This window comes from Actinoplanes sp. CA-252034, from assembly GCF_050956125.1.
Lineage (GTDB): Bacteria > Actinomycetota > Actinomycetes > Mycobacteriales > Micromonosporaceae > Actinoplanes.
Genome location: NZ_CP191846.1, coordinates 2,188,489 through 2,209,178, shown reverse-complemented (window position 1 = coordinate 2,209,178; position 20,690 = coordinate 2,188,489). Strand labels below are relative to the sequence as shown.

Below are 20,690 nucleotides of genomic sequence, written 5' to 3'. Positions count from 1 at the left end.
GGTGCGTCGACGATTACCCGAAGGTCACCTCCTCCGGCCGGGCGTTGTGAGTGGCGGGCGTCACCGTACCGTCGTGCTGGCCGTCACCGACATCGTGCCGTCCGGCAGTTGGAGCCGGAACTCGTAGCGGTGACCGCCGGCCAGCAGACTGGTCCGGTAGCGGTCTCCGGTGACCGGGTACGGGTCGGTCCGCCACTGCTCCCCCGCCGTCGTGTCCCGCAACTGCACCCGGTAGGTCAGTCCGCGCCGGATCTCGGTCCAGGCGACGGTGACCGTGCCGGGCTCGTCGCTGCGGGCGCTGACCTCGGTCGGTGCCACGGAGGGCAGCCGGACCTTGACCGGCGTGGAGCGCGGGCCGGAGCCGCCGTCGTTGACCGCGGCGACCACGAACTCGTACTCGTGGCCGTCGGCGAGCCCGCGCACGACCGTCCTGGTGCCCTTCACGGCGATCCCGTCCTCGACGAGCTCCGTCTCCCCGGCGGTGAGGTCGCGGCGCGAGACCTTATGCCACTCGGCACCGGTGGACTTCCACGTCAGCTCGACGACGCCCTGCTCGGCCTCGACCTCGACCTCGAGCCGCGCCGGCGCCGCGGTGGGCGCGGCCACCACCGCCCGGACCCGGATCGGCAGCGACTTCTCGCCCACCCCGCCGGAGTTGACGGCGGCGACGGCGACCTCGTACTCCCGGCCGTGCCGCAGGGGCACGGTGTCGAAGGCGGTCCGGCCGGTGAGGCCGGGAACACCCCAGTCGCTGCTGCCGACCTCGCGGGTGAACACCTGGTAGGACAGCCCCGGCGCCACGGCGGGCCAGGTCACGTGGACGGAGCCGTCGGGGCGGGCCTCGGCGGTGGGCAGGGCGGGCGCCGCCGGCGGGGTCACCCGTGGCGTGACGCGCACCCCACGCGATGGCGGGCTGTCCCCGCCACCGCCGACGGCGACCACGGTGATCTCGTACTCGTGGCCGTGCCGCAGCGGGCCGATCGTGGCGCTCACCCCGGGGAACGTGCCGGCCGCCTCGGGCTTGCTCTGCCCGTCGGTCACGTCCCGGTAGAAGACCTTGACGAGCTGGACGAACGGGATCTGCCCCCAGTGCACGGTGACCCGGCCGTCGGACAGCGCGCGGACCTCGACCGTGCCCGGGGCGTCCGGCGGCGGCACGGTCGCCCGCATCGCGGCGGCCTCGGAGAGCGTGCTCTCGCCCCGGGGCGAGACTGCCGTCACGGCGAACTCGTAGTCGTGGCCGTTGGTCAGGAAGTCGGAGCGGAACGTCGTGTTCGCGCCGGGGCCGTCACCGGGCAGGCGTACGAAATGGGTCTGTCCCGCGGTGACGTCGCGCCGGTAGACCCGGTAGGAGATGTCCGATCCGGTGACCGGCTGCCAGGTCACGCTCGCCGTGCCGGCGCCGTCGGCGACGGCGGTGAGCCCGCCGGGCGCCGCGGGGCCCTTCGCGCTGCCGGCGGGCGGCCACTTGACCTCGACGAACCGGGGGCGGTAGACGCTCGCGTCGGCGTAGGTGACCGCCTCGTCCAGGTTGTTGACGTTGTACGACACCAGCAGCCGGCCCTTGCGCGACAGCTCCTGGTGCAGGTCGGCGTCGTACACGATGTGCCCCTCGGCGACCTCGGGGGCGCGGAACAGATAGTGCGGCCCGTTGAACGGCCCGGTCGGGGAGTCCGCGGTGTACGCCACGACGTCGGCACTGAAGATCATGTTGTTCTCGTGGGTGACCAGCACGTACTGGTCGCCCACGCGGCGTACGCCGTAGTTGGTGCCGACCCCGCTGAGCAGTCGCGCCGAGTCGGACTCCGTGGCGGACCAGCCGCTGCCGGTCCAGAACTCCCAGGCCCCGGCCAGGTCGAGGCCGGCCGTGCGGGCCACGTGCGCGAACTTCATGGAGCCCACACCCTCGGTGCCGTAGACGTAGAGGCGGCCGCCCCCGGTCAGCACCTCGGAGCCCCACGAGATGCGGTCGCCGAGCGGCAGCTTCCGGACCGGGCCGGGGGTCAGGCTGCTCTCGGTGAAGTCGGCCAGCATGGTTCCGGTGAGCTTGTGGTCCAGGGGGCCTGCGCCGGACCGGCGGTACGAGTTGGCGAGCACCTGCACCCGGCCACCGGCGGTCACCGCGTCACCGATCCAGTTGAACTCCTCCTGCTCGGGGGTGGGCACCAGGGCGGACGGAGCGGACGGCTGCCCGCCGTAGTAGAACCGGCCCAGCCGCCCGTCCTCCTGGATGATCGCCGAGTTGTTGATCAGCCCGGAGTCACGGGGCCGGGTACCGCCCTCGCCGGGGCGGCCGAGGAAGGTGTCCGAGAAGAGCCAGAGGGTGCGGTCGCCGGACAGCGGCACCGAGGCGGTCCGGTCGGCGCCCAGCCAGGTGCCGGAGCTGTCGCCGTACTCCTGGAACATCGCGGTCAGGGCATCCGCCGCGAACTTCCCCTCCTCGTCGCCGGAGTCGGCGGACCAGCCCACGGCTGTCACCAGTGCTCCGGCGGCCAGTGCGGCGGCCACGCCACCGATGAGGACGCGACGCGTCACCGTACGCAATGCCCAGACCCCCGTCCGCTGTCATTCGACGGAGAGAATCGCACCCTCAGATCGCCTTTCGGTAACGGATGTCCGGAGTCGTACCGTTACCAGCACGCTCGTCACCGACAGGGCGGCGACGGCCGCCCCGAAAGCGGCCCAGGCCACGCCCGCCAGTGTGTGCGGGACGATCAGCCACACCGCCGCCACCAGCAGCGTAGTGACCGCCCACAACGGCGCGGACGGCCACCGTGCCCCAGCCGCAACCTGCGCGTTGACCAGCATGAACACCAACCCGTAGCAGGCGCCGGTGGCCGCGAAGATCGGCGCGTAGCGGCCCAGGCCCTCGTAGTCCGGCCCGCCGGCGAGACGGAACGCCAGGCCGCCGGCGAGCGCGGCGGCGGTCACCAGGAACGCGCCGCAGGCGCCGACGAGCAGCAGACCGAGCCGCAGCGTACGCCGGTCGCCCTGCGCCAGCCGGGGCAGTGCCAGCACCGTCACCACCTGCGGCGCCCAGAGCGCGCCCTTGGTCAGAACGGTGCCGACCGCGTAGGCGCCGGACACGTCGGGCGGGAGGAAACGACGGGACAGGAGCAGGTCGGCGTACGACACGACGAGTGTCGCGAGGGTGGCGGCGCCCGCCGTGAAGACCGCGCGCAGGGCCAGCGGCTCGCCGGTCGCCGCCGTCCCGGGCCGCCGGGCCAGCAGGTGCAGCACGGGCAGGGCGAGGACCGCCGTCGCCGCGCCGATCAGCAGGGAGGTGGTCAGGCCCGCGCCCGCGGCCAGGCCCAGCACGACCCCGCCGTACCGGCCGCCGGCCACCACGGCCAGCCCCGCGGCGAGCGGCAGGAAACGCTCGTCGCCCTGCATCTCGCCCAGCCACCGCCCGGCCGCCACCACGCCGACCGTGGACGCCGCCGCCAGCAGCGTCGCCGGCACCGGCAGCCGCAGCACGACCACCGCGACCGGCAGCACCAGGAGCAGCGCGCCGGCCGCCGCCAGCACCGTGAACAGGGCCGACCGGCCGGCCGGCGACGGGCCGTTGCGGGCCCGGTGCACGGCCACCGCGATCTGCAGGCCGGTGCTGGCCACCCCGACGATCGCCGTCATCGCGAGCAGCGTGGCGAGGACGCTGAGATCGGCCGCGGTCAGGCGGCGCGCGCCGATCACGGGCACGACGTACGCCAGCCCGTTGGCGAGCACACCGGCGACGGTGACCGCCAGTCCCGCCGTGCCGATACCGCTCAGCTTCGCCATGCTCGTCCCTGCCTCATCGTGCCCCGGGCTTCCGTTTCTCGAGAGATGGCCGGGCCCCTTGAGAAAGGGAGCCCCGGTGCGTGGATCACACTATGGGAGCGACCGAGATGAGGAGGTCCGCCCTGCGACGGCTCGCTCTGCCGGTCACGGCGCTGATCGTCACGATGCTCGTGCTGGCGCCGCTGGCCGCGCCCGGTTACGTGCTCTCCTACGACATGGTGTTCGTGCCGCGGCAGCCGCTGCGGTGGGACCTGGTCCTGCCGTCGGCCACGCTGCCCCGGGCGGTTCCCCTCGACGCGCTGGTCTCGCTGGCCAGCCAGGTCGTGCCGGGCTGGCTGCTGCAACGACTGGCACTGGCGTCGATCCTGATGCTCGCCGCGATCGGCGCCGGCCGCCTGCTCCCGGAGGCGCGGACCGGCGCCCGGCTGGTGGCGGCGGTCGCCTACGCATGGACGCCGTACCTGGCCGAGCGGCTGCTGCTCGGGCAGTGGGGTCTGCTGCTGGCGTATGCCGCGCTGCCCTGGCTGGCCGCCGCCGCCCTGCGGGTCCGCGCCGGGGACCGCCGCGCGCTGCTGCCGCTGGCGGGCTGGGCCGCGCTCGCCGCGATCACGCCGACCGGTGGGCTCATCGCGCTGGCCACGGTCGTGGCGCTGGCGTCGTCCCGGCTCGCGGCCGGGGTGGCGCTGCTGGTCAACACGCCGTGGCTGCTTGCCGTGGCGCTGACCGAGGCGGACGCGCGCAGCGACCCGGACGGGGTGGCCGCGTTCGCCGCCCGCGGCAACGACTGGACCGGCACGCTGGGTGCGCTGCTCGGCACCGGCGGGACGTGGAACGCGCAGACCGTCCTGCCGAGCCGGACGTCGGTGCTGGCCCCGGTGGGGACGCTGGCTCTGCTGGCCCTCGCCGGGTACGGCCTGCGCGAGCTGTGGCGGCGCTGGCCGTCCGGGGCCGCCACACGGCTGACGGCGCTGGCCGCGGGTGGCTTCGCGGTCGCGCTGCTCGGGGTCGTCCCCGGCCTGCGTGACCTGCTGGCGTGGCTGGTCGGGACGATGCCCGGTGCCGGCCTGCTCCGGGACGGCCAGAAGTTCGTCATGCCGTACACCCTTCTGCTCTGTCTCCTGGTGGCGCTCGGCGCCGAACGTGCCGCGTCCCGCATCGCCGACCGCACGGCCGGCCGGGTGGTGCTCGGCGCCGTCCTGTTGCTGCCGGTGGCCCTGCAGCCGGATCTGGCGTTCGGCGCCGGGAACCGGTTGCGGCCGGTGGCCTATCCGGCGGACTTCGCGGTGGTGGCCCGGCTGGTGGCCGCCGACCCCGGCCCGGTGGTGTCGCTGCCGCTCGCCGCCTACCACAGCTACCCCTGGAACCACGGCCGGACCGTGCTCGATCCGCTGCCTCGCTACCTCGACGCCGACGTGCTGACCGACGACCGGTTGCTGGTCGGGCGGATCGTGGTCGGCGGCGAGGACCGCCGGGCGGCCGCGATCCGGCAAGCCCTCACGACCGGTGCTCCGCTGGCCGATCTGGGAGTGCGATGGGTGGTGGTGCAGCGTGTCGTGGGGACTCCCGCGAACACGAGCGCCTCTCTGACCGGTTTACGGTTGGTGCACGACGGGACCGACCTGGATCTGTACGAGAACACCCTTCGCAGGGAAGTTACTACGTGGTAGCGTCCCGCGCACGCAGAGCACATGGTCCACAGGAGGAGTCACGAATGCGCAAGACCCTACCGCTCGTCCTCGCCGGGGTCGCGGCCCTGGCGCTGGGGATCCTCGGCACGGCCGCTCTCGCGGCGAGCGTCATCAGCTCGCCGACCGAGGCCGCGGCCAGCGTCGACGAGGCGTCCCTGACGACGGGCGTCTACGGCACCAGGTGAGTGCGTGGTCCCGGCGCTGTCGCCGGGACCATCACCGGCCGCACCACGAGCGCGGCGAACTTCTCCCCCGCCGACGGCCACGTGAAGTGATCCGCGTGCACCCGTGCCGCGCTGCCCATCTCGGCGCGCAGAGCATCGTCGGCCAGTAGCAGCCGCACCTTGGCGGTGAAGTCGGCCGGGTCCTCGGCCAGCAGCCCGGTCCGTCCGTCGACCAGGGACTCCTCCACACCACCGGCTCCCCGGAACGCGATGTTGGGTGTCCCCACCGCGCCGGCCTCGACGATGGTCAGGCCCCAGCCCTCCTTGAGCGACGGGGTCAGCGCGACCCACGCCTGGCTCATCAGGACCCGCTTCTCCTCGTCGCTGACGAAGCCCGCGAACCGCACCCGCTCGGCGATGCCCAGCGTGACGGCGTACTCCCGCAGCTCGTCCTCCCACCAGCCCTGCCCGGCCACGGTGAGGGTGAGGCCGGGGAACTCGCCGGCGAGGCCGGCGACCGCGTCCAGCGCCATCTCGACCCGCTTGTGCGGCACCAGCCGGCCGACCACGACGAGGGACGGCTCCGGGGTACGGGCCACCGGTGCCGTGGGCTTCATCTCGGGCGTCCCGTTGTGGATGATCGTGACCCGCTCCGGGTCGATGCCGAGCACCGCCATCTCGTCGCGGGACGCCGCGGAGACCGTCACGTAACGGCAGCGGCGGTACACCCGGGGCGCCAGCCACGACTCGATCCACCAGCCGATACGGGCGAGCCTCGGAGTCAGCACCACGGGCCACTGCTCCCGGTGCACGTGGTGCACAAGGGCGATGACCGGACAGAACGCCCAGAGGGGAGAAAGGAATGGCAAACCGTTGCCGACGTCGACGATCACGTCGGGACGCCCGCCGTGGCGCCGGCTCAGCGGCCCGAAGCCGAGAACGCCGATCAGGTAGAGCAACGCGGCCTGAAGATAGACCGTGTGGCGTCCGCCGCGGCGCACGACCCGAAGCCCGGCCTCGGTCACCTCATCTGCGGGACCCTCGCTGTGAGCTGCGCAGAAGAGCGTGGCCCGGTGCCCCGACGGATCAGTTCGGCGGCGATCTTCTCCACGTAGACTTCTGATCCGCCACCGTGGGGGTTGCGAGTGTCCCGCCAGTTGAGGAACAGAACGTGCCGATTTCCGGCGGCCGGTATGTCCACTGTCACCTCTACTAGCGAGTAATATTCGCGGGTCGCGTCACACTATGGGGCTGTCCAGTAACTCCGCAATGGCGGAACAGGGAGAAAAATGCGCCACCCACGGGCAGAGTCCGCACCGGCTCCGGTGGGCGGTGTCCCATCAGCCGCGGTCTGGCGGATGCGCCTGATCGCGGTCTGTCTCGGTCTCACCGCGCTGGCGTTCCTGCAGGACCCGGGCCAGATCGTCATCGACACCAAGGTCGATCTCGTGGTCGATCCGGCCGGCTGGCTGGGCCGGGCCCTGAACGTCTGGGACCCGAACGGAACCTTCGGGCAACTGCAGAACCAGGCGTACGGCTACCTGTGGCCGATGGGGGCCTTCTTCCTGGCGGGCAAGTCGATCGCGCTGCCGGCCTGGGTGATCCAGCGGCTGTGGTGGTCGATCGTCATGACGGTCGCCTGCATCGGCGTGGTGAAGCTGGCCGAGCGACTCGGCATCGGCTCGCCGTGGACGCGGCTCGTCGCCGGTGTGGCCTTCGCGCTCTCCCCGCGGATGCTCACCGAGCTCGGCCCCATCTCCGTCGAGGCGTGGCCCAGCGCCGTCGCCCCCTGGGTGCTGATCCCCCTGGTCGGGCTCGCGCACGGCCGGTCGGTGGCCCGCTCGGTCGCCCGCTCCGCGCTCGCCGTGGCCTGCGCCGGCGGTGTCAACGCGACCGCCGTGCTGGCCGTCGTGCCACTCGCCGGCCTGTGGCTGCTCGGGCTGCGGCCGTTCAGCCTGCGCGTCAAGGCGCTGCTGGCCTGGGGACTGGCGGTCGCCTGCGCCACCGCCTGGTGGCTGGGCCCGCTGCTCGTGCTGGGCCGCTACAGCCCGCCGTTCCTGGACTACATCGAGACCGCGAGCGTGACGACGGCGCCGACCGACATGGTCTCGGTGCTGCGCGGAGCGTCGCACTGGCACGCCTACCTCTCCAGCTCGTTCGGGCCGCCGTGGACGGCGGGCTGGCGGATCGCCACCGAGCAGGGCCTGATCCTGGCCACCCTGCTCGTCGCCGGTCTGGGTGTGGCCGGCCTGGCCCGTCGTGGCATGCCGCACCGGTGGTTTCTGATCACCGGTCTGCTGTGCGGGCTCGCCCTCGTCGGTCTGGGACACATCGGCAGCGTGGCCGGGCTCTTTTCGGAAACGCAGCAGGCATTTCTGGACGCGGCCGGCGCCCCGCTGCGCAACGTGCACAAGTTCGATGTCGTGGTGCGGCTGCCCCTGATCCTCGGCCTGGCCCACCTGCTGACCGTCTTCAGCCGGGCGGTGGCCACCGCGCCCCGCCCGCGGCTGCGGCTCGCCCAGCTGCGCGCGGCCGGGGTCGGCGGCATCGCCCTGCTGGCCATCGCCGCGGTCGCCGCGCCGGCGCTCGGTGGCGGGCTGGCCGCCCAGGGCAGCTTCAAGGAGGTCCCCGGCTACTGGCGGGAGGCGGCCGACTGGCTCGACGACAACCTGGACCAGGAGCATGTGCTCGTGGTGCCCGGCTCACGGTTCCCCCGCTACCTGTGGGGCAGCCCGAGCGACGAGATCACCCAGCCGCTGCTGGACAAGCGGTGGGGCGTGCGCAGCTCGATCCCACTGACCCCGCCGGAGACCATCCGGGTGCTGGACACCATCGAGCAGACCCTCAACAGCGGCTCCGGCTCGTCCGGGCTGGCCGAGTACCTGCGCCGCTCCGGGGTGCGCTACCTGCTGCTGCGCTCCGACCTCGCCTACGGGCGGTCCGGTGCCACCCAGCCCGTCATCGTCAAGCAGGCGCTGTCCCGGTCGCCCGGCCTGCGCCAGGTGACGGCCTTCGGGCCGTACGTGGGCGGCGGCCAGTTGCCCGGCATCTACATCGACAACGGCCTCGACGTCAAAGTGCGGACCCTGGAGGTCTGGGCCGTCGAGGATGAGACCGAGCCGGTGGTGGCGTACGACGCGGCCGGCCTGACCACCGTCGTCGGCGGACCGGAGTCGTTGCTGGACGCCGCGACCGCGGGGGTGCTGCCGGAGGGCCCGACGGTGCTCGCCGGTGACCGGACCGAGGCGACCCCGGAGGGGCCGGTCATCGTGACCGACGGCCTGCGCCGCAGGGAGATCGCCTTCGGCCGCTCGCACGACAGCGCCTCGGCCACCATGCAGGCGACCGACCAGGCCCGGCTGGGCGCACCGGCCCGCGACTACCTGCCGGAGTGGGCCGAGGGCAACGAGACGGTCGCCGAGTACCGGGGCATCAAGTCGATCACCGCCTCCAGCGCCTTCTCCGACGCCCAGCCGCTGAGCGGGGCACGGCCCGGCTACCAGCCGTACGCGGCGATGGACGGCGACAACACCACCTCCTGGCGGTCGGCGCCCGGCACCGTCGCGACCGACCAATGGCTCGAGGTGCGGTTCAACACCGCCCGGGTGATCAGCTCGGTGAGCCTGCGCTTCGACGATGGCACCGACTCGCTGCCGACCCGGATCACCGTGACCGCGGGCGATCACCCGCCGGTCAGCCGGGCCGTCGGCGACAACAGCACCGCGACCACGGTGCCGCTGGGCGCCACCCGGCCCACCGACCGGGTCCGGATCACCTTCGACGAGGTGCTCGACCGGCGGATCGGCTTCGGCGGGGTCGGCATCACCGAGCTGGGATTCCCCGGCGTGTCCGCGGAGCGGACCCTGCGGACACCGGCCTCACCACTCACCGGCACGGCGCCGAGCATGGTGTTCACCGCGGCGCCCGGCGTGCCCGCCTGCTACTTCTCCGACAGCGGCCAGGCCGCCTGCAACTCCGATCTGGCCCGCGCCTCGGAGGACGGCACCGAGATCAACCGCGCCACCGTCCAGCCGGTCGCGGCCGACTACGACCTGACCGTCCGGGCCCGGCCCCGCCCCGGTTCGGCGCTCAACGCGCTGCTCGACACGGGTGGCAAGGCCTCGGTCGCCCGCCGGATCCGGCCCACCGTCACCGCGTCCAGCGTCGGGGTGATCGAACCGGCCGGCCGGCCCGGAGCGGTCACCGACGGCGATCCCGGCACCGCGTGGTATGCCGGTGACGAGGACCGGGAGCCCTGGCTGCGACTGGTCTGGCCGGCCCGGCGGCAGGTCTCCGGGATCCGGCTGGCCCTCACCCCGGGCACGGCCGCGGCGCAGCCGTGGAAGGTGACCGTGATCGGTGACGGCGACATCCGGACCGGCTCCCTCGACTCCGAGGGTGTTCTCGCCTTCTCGCCGCCGATGAACACCGACGAGCTCACGGTGCTGATCTCCGAGTCGGTGCCGGCGGCGAGCTACGACCCGTACCGGAACTCCCAGCGCACCCTGCCGGTCGCGGTCAGTGAGCTCACCGCGCTCCCGGACACCGCGCCGGATCTGAACGTGGCGGCCGCCAAGGTCGACCTGGGCTGCGGCAGCGGGCCGCGGGTCACCGTCGCCGGGTCGATCCGGCAGACCTCACTGATCGCCAGCCGGCGCGACCTGCTCCAGCTGCGCGAGGTGGACGCGCTCGTCTGCGGCCCCGACGCCAAGAAGACGCTGCGGATCGACACGGGCGAGACCCACGTGGTGGCGACCGCGTCGGCCGTGGCCGTGCCGGCGCAGGTGACCCTCACCCCGCGCAGCGCCACACCGGGCACGAAACAGCAGCTCAAGCCGGTCGGCTTCGCCACGACGACGTCGGTCCGGGTGCCGGTCCGGGTCGACGCGTGGGGCGCCACCCTGCGGCGGCTGCATCTGGGCATGTACGTGGGCCAGCGGGTCCTGGCGCTGCGGGAGAACGCCAACGCCGGCTGGTCGGCCACCATCGACGGCGAGGAGCTGCCGGTCGTCAAGGTCGACGGCTGGCAGCAGGCGTGGATCGTGCCGGCCGGCACCTCCGGTGAGGTGGTGCTCCGGTTCGGGCCGGACCGGATCTACACGGCCACCATGAGCGGCGGCGCGCTGCTGCTGCTCGGGGTCGCCGTGGTGGCCGCGCTGGCCGGGTCCAGCCGGCTGCCCGGCCCCGGCGCGCCCGCCGGGGCGGGGCCGTCCGGGACACGCGGCCGGCGCCACCGGCTCGTGTCCGGGCTGTTCGGCGGGGTGGCGCTGCTGCTGGTCGGTGGCACCGCCGCGGCCGGGCTGGCACTGATCATGGGGGCGGCCGTGCTGATGCTGAGGGTGCTGCGGCCGTACTTCGGGGCGTACGACCGCAGGCGACTCAGCCGGTGGAGCCTGCTCGCCGGCTGGCTGCTCCCGGTGGCCCTCTTCGCCCTGGCGGGCTGGCTGGCGCTGACCATCGGCGGGCACACCGCGGCGCTGCCTCAGCTGACCGCGCTGGCCTGTGCGGTGCTCCTCTGGCTGTCGGTGCTGGTCGGCCGGGGTGTGCGCGGCCAGCGGTGGCTCAAACGCTGACAGGGGCTCTCGATCAGGTAATAGCAGAGGGCGGCGAGCACCAGGCCACCGGCGACGGTGAGGGCGAAGGTCACGCCGAACGACCCGGTGAACTCGGGCCGGCCGGTGACCCAGTAGATCGACTCGATCACGAAGGGGTGCCACAGGAACAGGCCGTAGGAGACCGCGCCGAGCCACTTGACCGTGCCGCCGCTGAGCGCCAGCTTGGTCCGGGTCTCCGGGCCGAAGGCGAGCGGCACCACGATCAGGACCGCGAGCAGCATGTAGAGCACGAGCTTGACGGCGAGCTCACCGGCGGACGGCTCGGTCAGGCCGTGCGGGCCGCCGACCGGGGTGGTGGCGATGGCGAAGACCGCCAACGCCGCCGCCCAGCAGGCCAGCGGGGCCGCGGCCATGCCGTCCAGGAAACCCCAGCGCGCCATCCGGCCGTCACGCAGGCCGACCTGCACCGCGGCGAGCAGCATGCCCGCGCCGAACCACAGGGCATAGGCGGGCAGCCACATGGTGTGCGGGGTGGGAGTGAGCACCCCACCGGCGATGAGAGCGACCCACACGCCGGTGATCAGCACGGAGAAGCCGATGATCGCCCACGGGCGGCCGGACCGGTGCCGACCGGACGTCAGGTACACCCCGAGCACCGGGAGCAGCAGGTAGAAGACCACTTCGGTGGCGAGGCTCCAGGTCTGGCTGAGGCCGTGCTTGAGATTTCCGGCCTCGTAGATCTGGGTGAGGGTGAGGTGCCGGATCCAGTCGGCGTTGGTGACGTTCGCGTTGCGCGGCAGGACGAGCAGGCAGACCACCACGGTCACCCAGTAGGCCGGGAGGATCCGCATGGCTCGCCGCCACAGGTACGTCAGGGGGTCCGGGGCTGCCTTCCCGGTCGTCTTCGCATGGACCCACGGACGGAACAGCAGGAAGCCGGAGAGCACGAAGAACACCGCCACACCGGCGTCCAGGCGGGAGAGCCAACCACCCCACACGCCGCCGCCCGTGTTGATGCCGGTGGCGAACCCGACATGATGGCCGACAACCGCCACCGAGCCGATGACACGCACCGCGTCGAGTGCCGGGACACGGTGCAGGGTGGGCGTTGAAATCGGTGCAGACATGTGCCGTCCAAGGGTTCCGTAACCATGTAACCGACGAGTAACCTCCGGTCATTATCGGCGACGGGCTCACTCTTAAGGGATAGCAGTCGGCCGTCTGAATGGGAGGATCAGTGAAAGCTCGTCTGGGTGCCGTGCTGTTCGGCATCGGCTTCTTCGCGGTGGTACTGGCCGCGGGAGTGGCGTTCTACGTGGCGCCAAAGGCGGCCCGGTTGCCCTATGACCTCCGGGGATGCACCAAGGAGATCATCGAGGACTGCCAGAAGCCGAGCGTGGCCGAGGCGAAGAACGCACGGTTCCTCTACACCGAGGGTGGCGCCAACCCGGTCGTCAAGATCGAGACGGGGACTCTCCGGTCGACCACGGAGATCAACACTCTCACGAAAACCACCGACGAAGAGATCAAGAGCGGGACCATCGATGACAACACCGTCATCTGGCGGGCGAACGGCACGGGCGCCTGGGTAGAGCAGAACAAGGTCATCAGCGCGTACGAGGCGCGTCTGGCCCTCGACCGCAAGACCGCGGGTGCGGTCGCCTGGCCCGGTCAGGAGCTGGACGACGTGGCCAAGGTCGAGGGCAGCACGGCGTCGGCGCCCGAGCCCGTGACCTTCACCGGTCAGCTCTACAAGTTCCCGTTCGGGACCGAGCAGACCACGTACCAGTACTTCGACCGTGACGTGAAGAAGGCGCTCCCGATCGAGTACAAGGGGACCGAAGAGATCCAGGGGCTGGAGACCTACAAGTTCGAGCAGGTCGTCCCCGAGACTCCGCTGGCGTTCTCGGCGGACCGGATCAAGTCGCTGCTCAGCGCGTTCGCGACCCCGGACGCCACCAGCGGCCAGGTCGTCTACTCCAACACCCGCACCATCTGGGTGGAGCCGGTCAGCGGCACGTTCGTGAAGGTCCAGGAGCAGCAGAGCAAGAAGCTGGTGCCCAACGTCGGCCAGCCGACCGCGCTGCTCGACGGCGCGTTCTCGTACACCGACGAGACCGTCACCAACAGCGTCGAGTCGGCTAGCGCCAACAAGTCGAAGGTGCTGCTGATCAGCCGTTACCTGCCGATCGGCGCCGCGGTGCTGGGCGCGCTCCTGCTGATCATCGGCCTGTGGATGGTCACCACCGCCCGCCGGACCGTGCCGGCCAAGCACGCGGCGGGTGGCAAGCACGAGGAGATCACCGAGCCGGTCAGCGTGGACAAGACCACCAACTGACCGATTCCGATCGACCGGAGACCCGCATTCCCCATTGATGGGAATGCGGGTCTTTCCGTATCAGTTGGTCGACCATCGCCGATGGCGAGCCCCGAACAGACAACTGTTGTCCGATATAGATCGAATGCTTACCAGGAACGGCCCGCGCTCGCAGCGCGGGCCGTTCCGCGTCTCTGGGCATCATCCGAACGACCCCCGGCTCGGGTCACTGCTGGTCATCGAGGTGTGGCACTCTATCGATCATGTCCAAGGCAGAGACCGATGTGGTCGAACGTTCCCCCGAAGCCCCGGTCTCGGAGGAGCCGGGCCGGCTCGCGCGCTGGGTCAGGTCGGACCCGGTCCGGTCGGTGGCGATCGCGCTGATCGTGGTGTCGGTGGCCTGGCGGGCCGCCATCGCCGACCGGGGATGGTTCTCACAGGACGAGTTCGTGATCGCGAACCAGGCCGTCGACACCGGACTGACGCCCGACTTCCTGCTCGGCGTCTTCAACGACCACCTGATGCCGGGCGTTCTCCTGGTGGCCTGGCTGCTCGTCCGGGTCGACGGACTCGAGGGATGGCCCTGGCTGCTACTGCTCGTCGTCGCGCAGGCCGCGGTGAGCGTGGCGTTCTACCGGCTGCTGCGCTCGATGCTGCGCCCGGGCTGGGCGCTGCTGGCACCACTGTGCATGTTCCTGCTCAGCCCGCTGACCCTGGAGGTCAGCTCACTGTGGATGGTCGGCCTGCTGATGATCCCGGTGCAGCTGGCGATGATCCTCGCCATCGGGGCGCAGGTGCGGTATGCGCGGACCGGCCGCCACCGGCACGCGATCAGCCTGACGCTGGCGATCCTGTTCGGACTCGCCTTCGACACCAAGGCGCTGCTGATCATCCCGCTCGTCTTCCTGCTGACCGTCTTCCTGCTGAGCACCGGGCGCACCTGGGCGAGCATCTGGTCGGCGATCCGCCGGTTCTGGCCCGGCTGGCTGGCGCTGGCCGCGGTGGCCGGCGCCTACGTCCCGTACTACATGTCGCTGCCCCGGCCGCAGCTGCAGCAGCCCGGGTCGCCCAGCGGCGTGGTGACCTTCGTGGTCGATCTGATCGGGACCACCCTCGTTCCTGGACTGTTCGGCGGCCCCTGGGTCTGGGAGTATGCCGGCGACGGCCCGCCCCTGGTCGACCCGCCCGATCTGGGTGTGTGGCTGGCCTGGGCGGCGCTGGTGACCCTGGTCGTGATGACCGTGCGGGCCCGCGCCTCGGCCGGCCGGGCGTGGCTGCTGCTGTTCTCGTACGTCGCCATGGTCACCACCCTGTTCGTGGTGACCCGCCTCGGCGGCGCGCTCGGCACCCTGGGCGCCCTGGTCCCCCGGTATGTGGCCGAGGTGGTGGTGGTCGCGGCGCTGTGTGTCGGCGTCGCGCTGCTGGGACTCCGCGACCGGGCTCGGCCGGACGACGCGGCGTGGCCCGTGCCGCCGCCGCTGCGGGAGCCGGGCGCCTACGCGGTGGGGCTGGTCGCCGCGGTCATCGCCGTGGCCGCGCTGGTGATGGGCACGTTGACGAGCATCGCCCGGTTCAACGACAACTGGCAGACCAAGCACGGCAAGGCCTATCTGGAGACGGCACAGGCGGCACTCGCCACGGCGCCGCCCGGCACGACCCTGGTCGAGGACACCGTGCCGTACCAGGTCGTCGCCGGCTACTTCCATCCGTACAACCTGCAGTCGCACTTCTTCCGTGCCGCCCCGCTGCAGCCGGTCTTCGTGACGGAGACCGAGTCGCCGTCGATGTTCGACGAGGCCGGCCGGATCCGCCCGGCGACGGTGGACGGCATCGACATCCTCCCCGCCCCCGCCGACGGCTGTGGCCACCAGGCCGGATTCGGCGTCGCCACCCGGATCCCGCTGCAGGCGCCCGCCCCGGACTGGCCGTGGTGGGTCTACGTCGGATATCTGAGCTCGGGCGACTCGACGGTGACACTGCGGCTGGGCGAGGGATCGCACGACTTCGACGTACGGCGCGGGCTGAACCAGATCTACTTCAAGTTGCAGGGCGCCGGCGACGCGGTGCAGTTGACCATTCACGACCCGGGCGTTCGCCTGTGCACCCGGGACATAACGGTCGGAAAGATCGTCCCCAAGACCTCGTAAAACGCCTGCACACCCGCTTACGGCCCGGCCATTCCGGCCGGGCCGTATTCATGCAGGGAAAGTCGTTGATCTTCGCGATCTTCGATGCCACTGTATTGCCCACTATCTCTTCTTCCAGCTGAGACCGGGGGCAATCCAGTTGTTCGATCATGCAACGCTTCGTGCGCGGGTCGCACGGGCGCTGATTCCGATAACACTCTCCACCGCGCTCATACCGATGGCGTCACCCGCGGCCGCCGCCGCGGCTCCGTCGGCGATGTCGGCTGCGGCACTCGATCAGGCATTCAACGCGTACGGCAACACCGGCGGCGAGTGGACGAGCGGTGACAGCACCGTGTCGATCCCCCTGCCGGACGGCCGCAACGCGTGGCTCTTCTCCGACACGCTGATCGGTGCGGTCGGCGCCGGCGGCACCCTGCCGGAGAACACACCGATGATCAACAACTCGCTGGTGGTGCAGGACGGCAGCCGGCTGGTCGACACCCGGCACGGCGGCACCGCGGCGGCGCCGAAGTCGCTCGTGCAACCGGCGGACGGCAGCAGCGACAAATACTGGGTCGGTGACGGCACCGTCGAGGGCAGCACCCTGCGCGTGGTCTACCAGCGCATGCGTGGCACCGGCGCCGGTCCGCTGGACTTCGCCCTGCTCGACAGCGCGGTCGTCACCTTCGACCTGCCGGCGCTGACCGTCCGCAGTGTCACCGACCGCGGCTACGGCAACAAGGTCGCCTGGGGTTCGGCGGTCGTCGAGGACGGCGCCTACACCTACATCTACGGGGCCGAGGATGCCGGGCCGCTGCGGTTCGCCCACCTCGCCCGGGTTCCGGCAGGTGGCCTGGCCGGCGCCTGGCAGTTCTGGACCGGCACCGGCTGGAGCGACTCCGCCGCCGCGTCGGCGCGCGTCATGTCCGGAGTCGGCGCCGGGTTCGGGGTCCACAAGGTCGACGGCAGCTACGTCCTGGTGACGCAGGAGGCGAACCTGACCTTCTCGCCGGACTTCGTCGCCTACACGGCCACGTCGCCCACCGGGCCCTTCACCGGCCCGGTTCCGCTGTTCACCGCGCCGGAGCCGGCGAACGTCGCGGGGTCCATCGTCTACGACTCCCGCCTGCACCAGGAGCTCGCGCCGTCGGGCAAGCTGCTGGTCTCGTACAACGTCAACAGCCTCGAGCCCGGCGCGGTGTTCCAGGACGTCACCCGCTACCGGCCGCGCTTCGTCGAGGTGGACTGGCCCCGGCCCGTTCCCGACGCGGCGCAACTGCCGGCAGCCCCGACGAACCCGGTCGCCCGCGCCGACGGCAGCGGCTTCATCCACCTCGGCTGGCAGGCCCCGGCCGGCAGCGGCCTGACGTACTCGATCTTCCAGCGGGACGTGACCGCCGGCCAGACCCACCTCGCACGGGTGGCCACCGGTGTCACCGGCACCACGCACGAGCTCAACAGCTTCTACCGTGACGGCCATCGCTACGAGTTCAAGGTCGCCGCGGTGAACGCGACGGGAACCGGACCGCAGTCGGCCACGGCCGCCACGACGGTCACCATCGCCGCCCCGGTGGCGCCGACCGGCCTGACCGCGGTCGCCGCCGACGGCGGAACCGTCAAGCTCGACTGGTCCGCCGTCCCGGACATCTGGCGCTACGAGGTGTTCCGCCGCGACCTCACCGCGGGCGAAACCGAGGCCGTCCGCGAATGGGACTCGGTCCCGCACGACACCACCCACACGGTGACCGGCCTGGAGAACGGCCACCAGTACGCCTTCCACGTCGTCGCGGTGCACGGCGGCGGTGAGTCCCCCGCCTCGGCGACGGCGACCGCGACCGCCTTCCACGCCGCGCCCGCGGCGGTGACCGGTCTGACCGCGACCGCGCAGCAGGACGGCTCGATCAAGCTGACCTGGGCGCACACCGGAACGGACACCTACTTCTCGGTCTACCAGCGCAACGTCACCGTCGGCGAGGACCAGTTCACCAAGCTGTTGTGGCCGGTCATGGAGTGCTGCACGATGACCGCCGGTGGACTCGCCGACGGGCAGACCTACGAGTACCGGGTGACCGCCAACAACCGGGGCGGCGAGTCGGCCCTCTCGACGACGGTGTCGGCGACCGCCGCGTACCCGCGCCCGGCCGTTCCGACGAACCTGACCGCGGCCGCCCAGTCCGACGGCACCATCAAGCTCACCTGGCAGGACACCCAGCAGGGCGCCTGGTACTACGTCCACCAACGGGACGTCACCGCGGGCGAGACCGAGTTCACCAAGCTGGCCTGGCCGGTCACGGAGTGCTGCACGATGACGGCCGGCGGGCTGGTCGAGGGACACACGTACGCGTACGTGGTCAGCTCGTTGACGAACTCCGGTGAGTCGGCGGTCTCCGCCGAGGCCACCGCGGTCGCCGACCTGCCGGCTCCGGCCGCTCCGACCAGCCTGCGGGCCACCGCCGGCAGCGGCGAGGTCGTGCTGACCTGGGACGGCAGCGCCGACAACTGGCACGTCGTGATGATGCGCGACGTGACCGCGGGCGAGAGCGGGTTCACCAAGCTCGCCGCTCCGGTGACCACCTGCTGCACGATGACAGCGGGCTACCTCACCAACGGCCACCGGTACGAGTTCAAGGTGGCCGCCGTCGGCACCGGCGGGGAGAGTGCGCCGAGCAACGTCGTCACGGCCACACCACTGAGCCCGCCGCCGGCCGCTCCGACCGGGCTGACCGCCGCGGCACAGGCCGACGGCACCATCAAGCTGACCTGGTCCGATGCCGCGACGGGCAACTGGTACCAGGTCTACCAGCGGGACGTCACCGCCGGTGAGGCCGGGTTCACCAAGCTCGCGGCGCCGGTCACCACCTGCTGCTCGATGATCGCGGGCTACCTGGCCAACGGCCACCGGTACGAGTACAAGGTCGCGGCACTGAACGGATCCGGCGGCGAAGGCCCCACCGGGAACGTCGTCACGGCGACCAGCGCGCTGGCGAAGCCGGCCGCCCCGACGAACCTGCGCGGGCAGACCGCCGGGCCGGGCAACATCTCACTGGCCTGGGACGCGCCCGCCCCCGGCCTGATGTACTGGGTCTACCAGCGCGACGTCACCGCCGGTGAGGCGTTCACGAAGGCCGACTGGCCGAACGACACCAACTCCGCCACCCGGGGCTTCCTCGCCGACGGTCACGTGTACGAGTTCAAGGTGACCGCGGTGAACCAGTCCGGCGAGGGTCCGGCGTCCGCCACCGTCCAGGTGACGGCGCGCGGCGGCGTCCCGCAGCCGCCGACCTCGCCGCAGGTCACGGCCGGGGACGCGAAGGCCACGCTGACCTGGCAGGCCAGCCCGACCGCCGGTGCCTGGTACCAGGTCTACCTGCGCAACGTCAGCAAGGGACAGTCCTGGCAGAAGGTGGATCTGCCGGTCACCACCTGCTGCACCTTCACCGCCGGATACCTCACCAACGGTGACACCTACGAGTTCCGGATCGCGGCGCTCAACGGAGCCGGCGAGTCGGCCCCGACCGTCGCCGTCGGAACCACCCCGTTCAAGCCGCGGCCGGCGGCGCCGTCCGGGCTGACGGTCAGCGCGGGCGACGCGAAGGTGGTGCTGAGCTGGACGAAGAGCCCGACTGCGGACGTCTACTACGTGGTGTGGCTGCGCGACACGACCACCGGGCAGTCCTGGCGGGAGCTCGACCTCCCGGTCACCTCCTGCTGCTCGATGACCGCGGGCTACCTGGTCAACGGTCACGACTACGAGTTCAAGGTCGCGGCGGCCAACTCCGGCGGACAGTCCGGGACCACCAACGTCGAGCGCGCCACGCCGCTTCCGCCGAAGCCGCAGGCGCCGTCCGGGCTGAGTGCCTCCCCCGGCGACGGCAAGGTGAGCCTGAGCTGGTCGAAGAGCTCGACACCCAACGTCTTCTACGAGGTCGACTACCGCAAGTCCGGCGCCTCGTCGTGGAGCACGGTCCGGGATCCGATCTCGTCGTGCTGCAGCTTCGTCGCCGGTTACCTGAGCAACGGGCAGACCTACGAGTTCCGGGTGCGGGCCACCAACGAGGCCGGCAGCAGCTCGGCCACCAACGTCGACTCGGCCAAGCCGATGCCGCCGAAGCCGCAGGCGCCGTCCGGCCTGTCCGCCACCGCGGGCGACGGCAAGGTGACGCTGAAGTGGACGAAGAGCCCGACGTCGGGGGTGGGCTACTGGGTGGAGTACAAGCCGACGGGCTCCCCCATGTGGACCCGGCTCAAGGACCCGTACCTCGGATGCTGCACCTTCGTCGCCGGCTATCTGACCAACGGGGTCCAGTACGACTTCCGGGTCATGGCCTCGAACATGTCGGGCAACAGCGCGTTCACCAATGTCGACTCGGCCAAGCCGATGCCGCCGAAGCCGAACGCGCCGACGAACCTGAAGATCTCCACCTGGCTGCACGAGCAGCACCAGGAGATCGCCTACGCCAAGGTCGACTGGAACGGGAGCACGAACACCAACACGGCGATCTACCAGATCCACTACCGCAACGTCACCTACAAGCGGGGCTGGGAAGAGGCCTATCGCGGGCCGGACACGGTCAACACCTCGCAGTTCTGGGGCGGAGGCTCCACGTACGAGGTCAAGATCGAAGCGATCAACATGTCCGGCTCGTCGTTCAGCGCCGTCGAGCGATTCGACGCCCTGTTGACCAAGCCCGCGCTCTACAGCCACCTGACGTACCCGAGCGTGGCTGATCAGGCGCACTGGGAGATCGCCAAGGCCCGGCGCGCGTACCCCGAGTACAAGTTCGACTGGAGCGACAACGGGTGTTCGTCGCCGATCGCGGTGCACCGGATCTACAACCCGAGCTTCTTCAACATGGCGTGTCAGCGGCACGACTTCGGCTACGGGAACCACGGCTGGTGGGGACAGCGCGAGCACATCGACCGCACCATGCTCTTCGACATGCTGCAGCTCTGTTCTAGGCGTGCGGCCAACTACAACGAGTGCCGCGAGGCGGCGACCATCTTCTACGCCGGCGTGGACATCTGGGGTGAAGATCATTGGTGACGCCATGCCGGTG

General features: G+C 71.4%; 9 protein-coding genes and 1 pseudogene. 6 read left to right on the top strand and 4 right to left on the bottom strand.

Annotated features, from left to right (window positions below; all coding sequences use genetic code 11):
• Window positions 1-60 precede the first annotated feature (60 nt).
• Window positions 61-2,535 (bottom strand): fibronectin type III domain-containing protein, encoded by a 2,475-nt coding sequence (locus tag ACQPZW_RS10055; protein ID WP_433794552.1) that lies wholly within the window; start codon window positions 2,533-2,535, stop codon window positions 61-63.
• Between the two features lie 30 nt (window positions 2,536-2,565).
• A complete protein-coding gene (locus ACQPZW_RS10050) occupies window positions 2,566-3,780 on the bottom strand; it encodes a polysaccharide biosynthesis protein (protein WP_433794551.1) in 1,215 nt (404 codons plus the stop codon).
• Between the two features lie 92 nt (window positions 3,781-3,872).
• On the opposite strand from ACQPZW_RS10050, the gene ACQPZW_RS10045 reads away from it, so the two are divergent.
• Window positions 3,873-5,447: a hypothetical protein gene (locus ACQPZW_RS10045; RefSeq protein WP_433794550.1), complete on the top strand. Its 1,575-nt coding sequence runs from the start codon at window positions 3,873-3,875 to the stop codon at window positions 5,445-5,447.
• 44 nt (window positions 5,448-5,491) lie between these two features.
• Complete coding sequence (locus ACQPZW_RS10040; RefSeq protein ID WP_433794549.1) at window positions 5,492-5,653, top strand: hypothetical protein; 162 nt, start codon at window positions 5,492-5,494, stop codon at window positions 5,651-5,653.
• Here ACQPZW_RS10040 and ACQPZW_RS10035 read toward each other — a convergent pair.
• A pseudogene (locus tag ACQPZW_RS10035) lies at window positions 5,638-6,833 on the bottom strand (glycosyltransferase family 4 protein). The gene ACQPZW_RS10040 and the pseudogene ACQPZW_RS10035 overlap by 16 nt on opposite strands.
• 157 nt (window positions 6,834-6,990) lie before the next feature.
• Between ACQPZW_RS10035 and ACQPZW_RS10030 the strand changes: the two are divergent.
• Window positions 6,991-11,205: an alpha-(1->3)-arabinofuranosyltransferase gene (locus ACQPZW_RS10030; protein ID WP_433794548.1), complete on the top strand. Its 4,215-nt coding sequence runs from the start codon at window positions 6,991-6,993 to the stop codon at window positions 11,203-11,205.
• On the opposite strand, the gene ACQPZW_RS10025 is transcribed toward ACQPZW_RS10030, so the two are convergent.
• Complete coding sequence (locus tag ACQPZW_RS10025) at window positions 11,115-12,314, bottom strand: acyltransferase family protein (protein WP_433794547.1); 1,200 nt, start codon at window positions 12,312-12,314, stop codon at window positions 11,115-11,117. The two genes, ACQPZW_RS10030 and ACQPZW_RS10025, sit on opposite strands and share 91 nt — an antisense overlap.
• A gap of 110 nt (window positions 12,315-12,424) precedes the next feature.
• Between ACQPZW_RS10025 and ACQPZW_RS10020 the strand changes: the two genes are divergently transcribed.
• The 3 genes from ACQPZW_RS10020 (at window position 12,425) to ACQPZW_RS10010 (ending at window position 20,677) form a co-directional block, all read left to right on the top strand.
• On the top strand, window positions 12,425-13,525 hold the full coding sequence (locus tag ACQPZW_RS10020; RefSeq protein ID WP_433794546.1) for a DUF3068 domain-containing protein: 1,101 nt from the start codon (window positions 12,425-12,427) through the stop codon (window positions 13,523-13,525).
• Window positions 13,526-13,767: 242 nt separating this feature from the next.
• Window positions 13,768-15,651 carry a hypothetical protein gene (locus ACQPZW_RS10015; protein WP_433794545.1) on the top strand — a complete coding sequence of 628 codons (1,884 nt, stop codon included), beginning with the start codon at window positions 13,768-13,770 and terminating at the stop codon, window positions 15,649-15,651.
• A 217-nt stretch (window positions 15,652-15,868) separates the two neighbouring features.
• Complete coding sequence (locus tag ACQPZW_RS10010) at window positions 15,869-20,677, top strand: phospholipase A2 (RefSeq protein ID WP_433794544.1); 4,809 nt, start codon at window positions 15,869-15,871, stop codon at window positions 20,675-20,677.
• Window positions 20,678-20,690: the final 13 nt, after the last annotated feature.

Excerpts from the sequence above, each read along its gene's own strand:
- ACQPZW_RS10050 (WP_433794551.1), bottom strand. The coding sequence starts at position 3,780 with ATGGCGAAGCTGAGCGGTATCGGCACGGCGGGACTGGCGGTCACCGTC.
- ACQPZW_RS10045 (WP_433794550.1), top strand. The coding sequence starts at position 3,873 with ATGGGAGCGACCGAGATGAGGAGGTCCGCCCTGCGACGGCTCGCTCTG.
- ACQPZW_RS10030 (WP_433794548.1), top strand. The coding sequence starts at position 6,991 with ATGCGCCTGATCGCGGTCTGTCTCGGTCTCACCGCGCTGGCGTTCCTG.
- ACQPZW_RS10010 (WP_433794544.1), top strand. The coding sequence starts at position 15,869 with ATGGCGTCACCCGCGGCCGCCGCCGCGGCTCCGTCGGCGATGTCGGCT.
- ACQPZW_RS10040 (WP_433794549.1), top strand. The coding sequence starts at position 5,492 with ATGCGCAAGACCCTACCGCTCGTCCTCGCCGGGGTCGCGGCCCTGGCG.
- ACQPZW_RS10015 (WP_433794545.1), top strand. The coding sequence starts at position 13,768 with ATGTCCAAGGCAGAGACCGATGTGGTCGAACGTTCCCCCGAAGCCCCG.
- ACQPZW_RS10025 (WP_433794547.1), bottom strand. The coding sequence starts at position 12,314 with ATGTCTGCACCGATTTCAACGCCCACCCTGCACCGTGTCCCGGCACTC.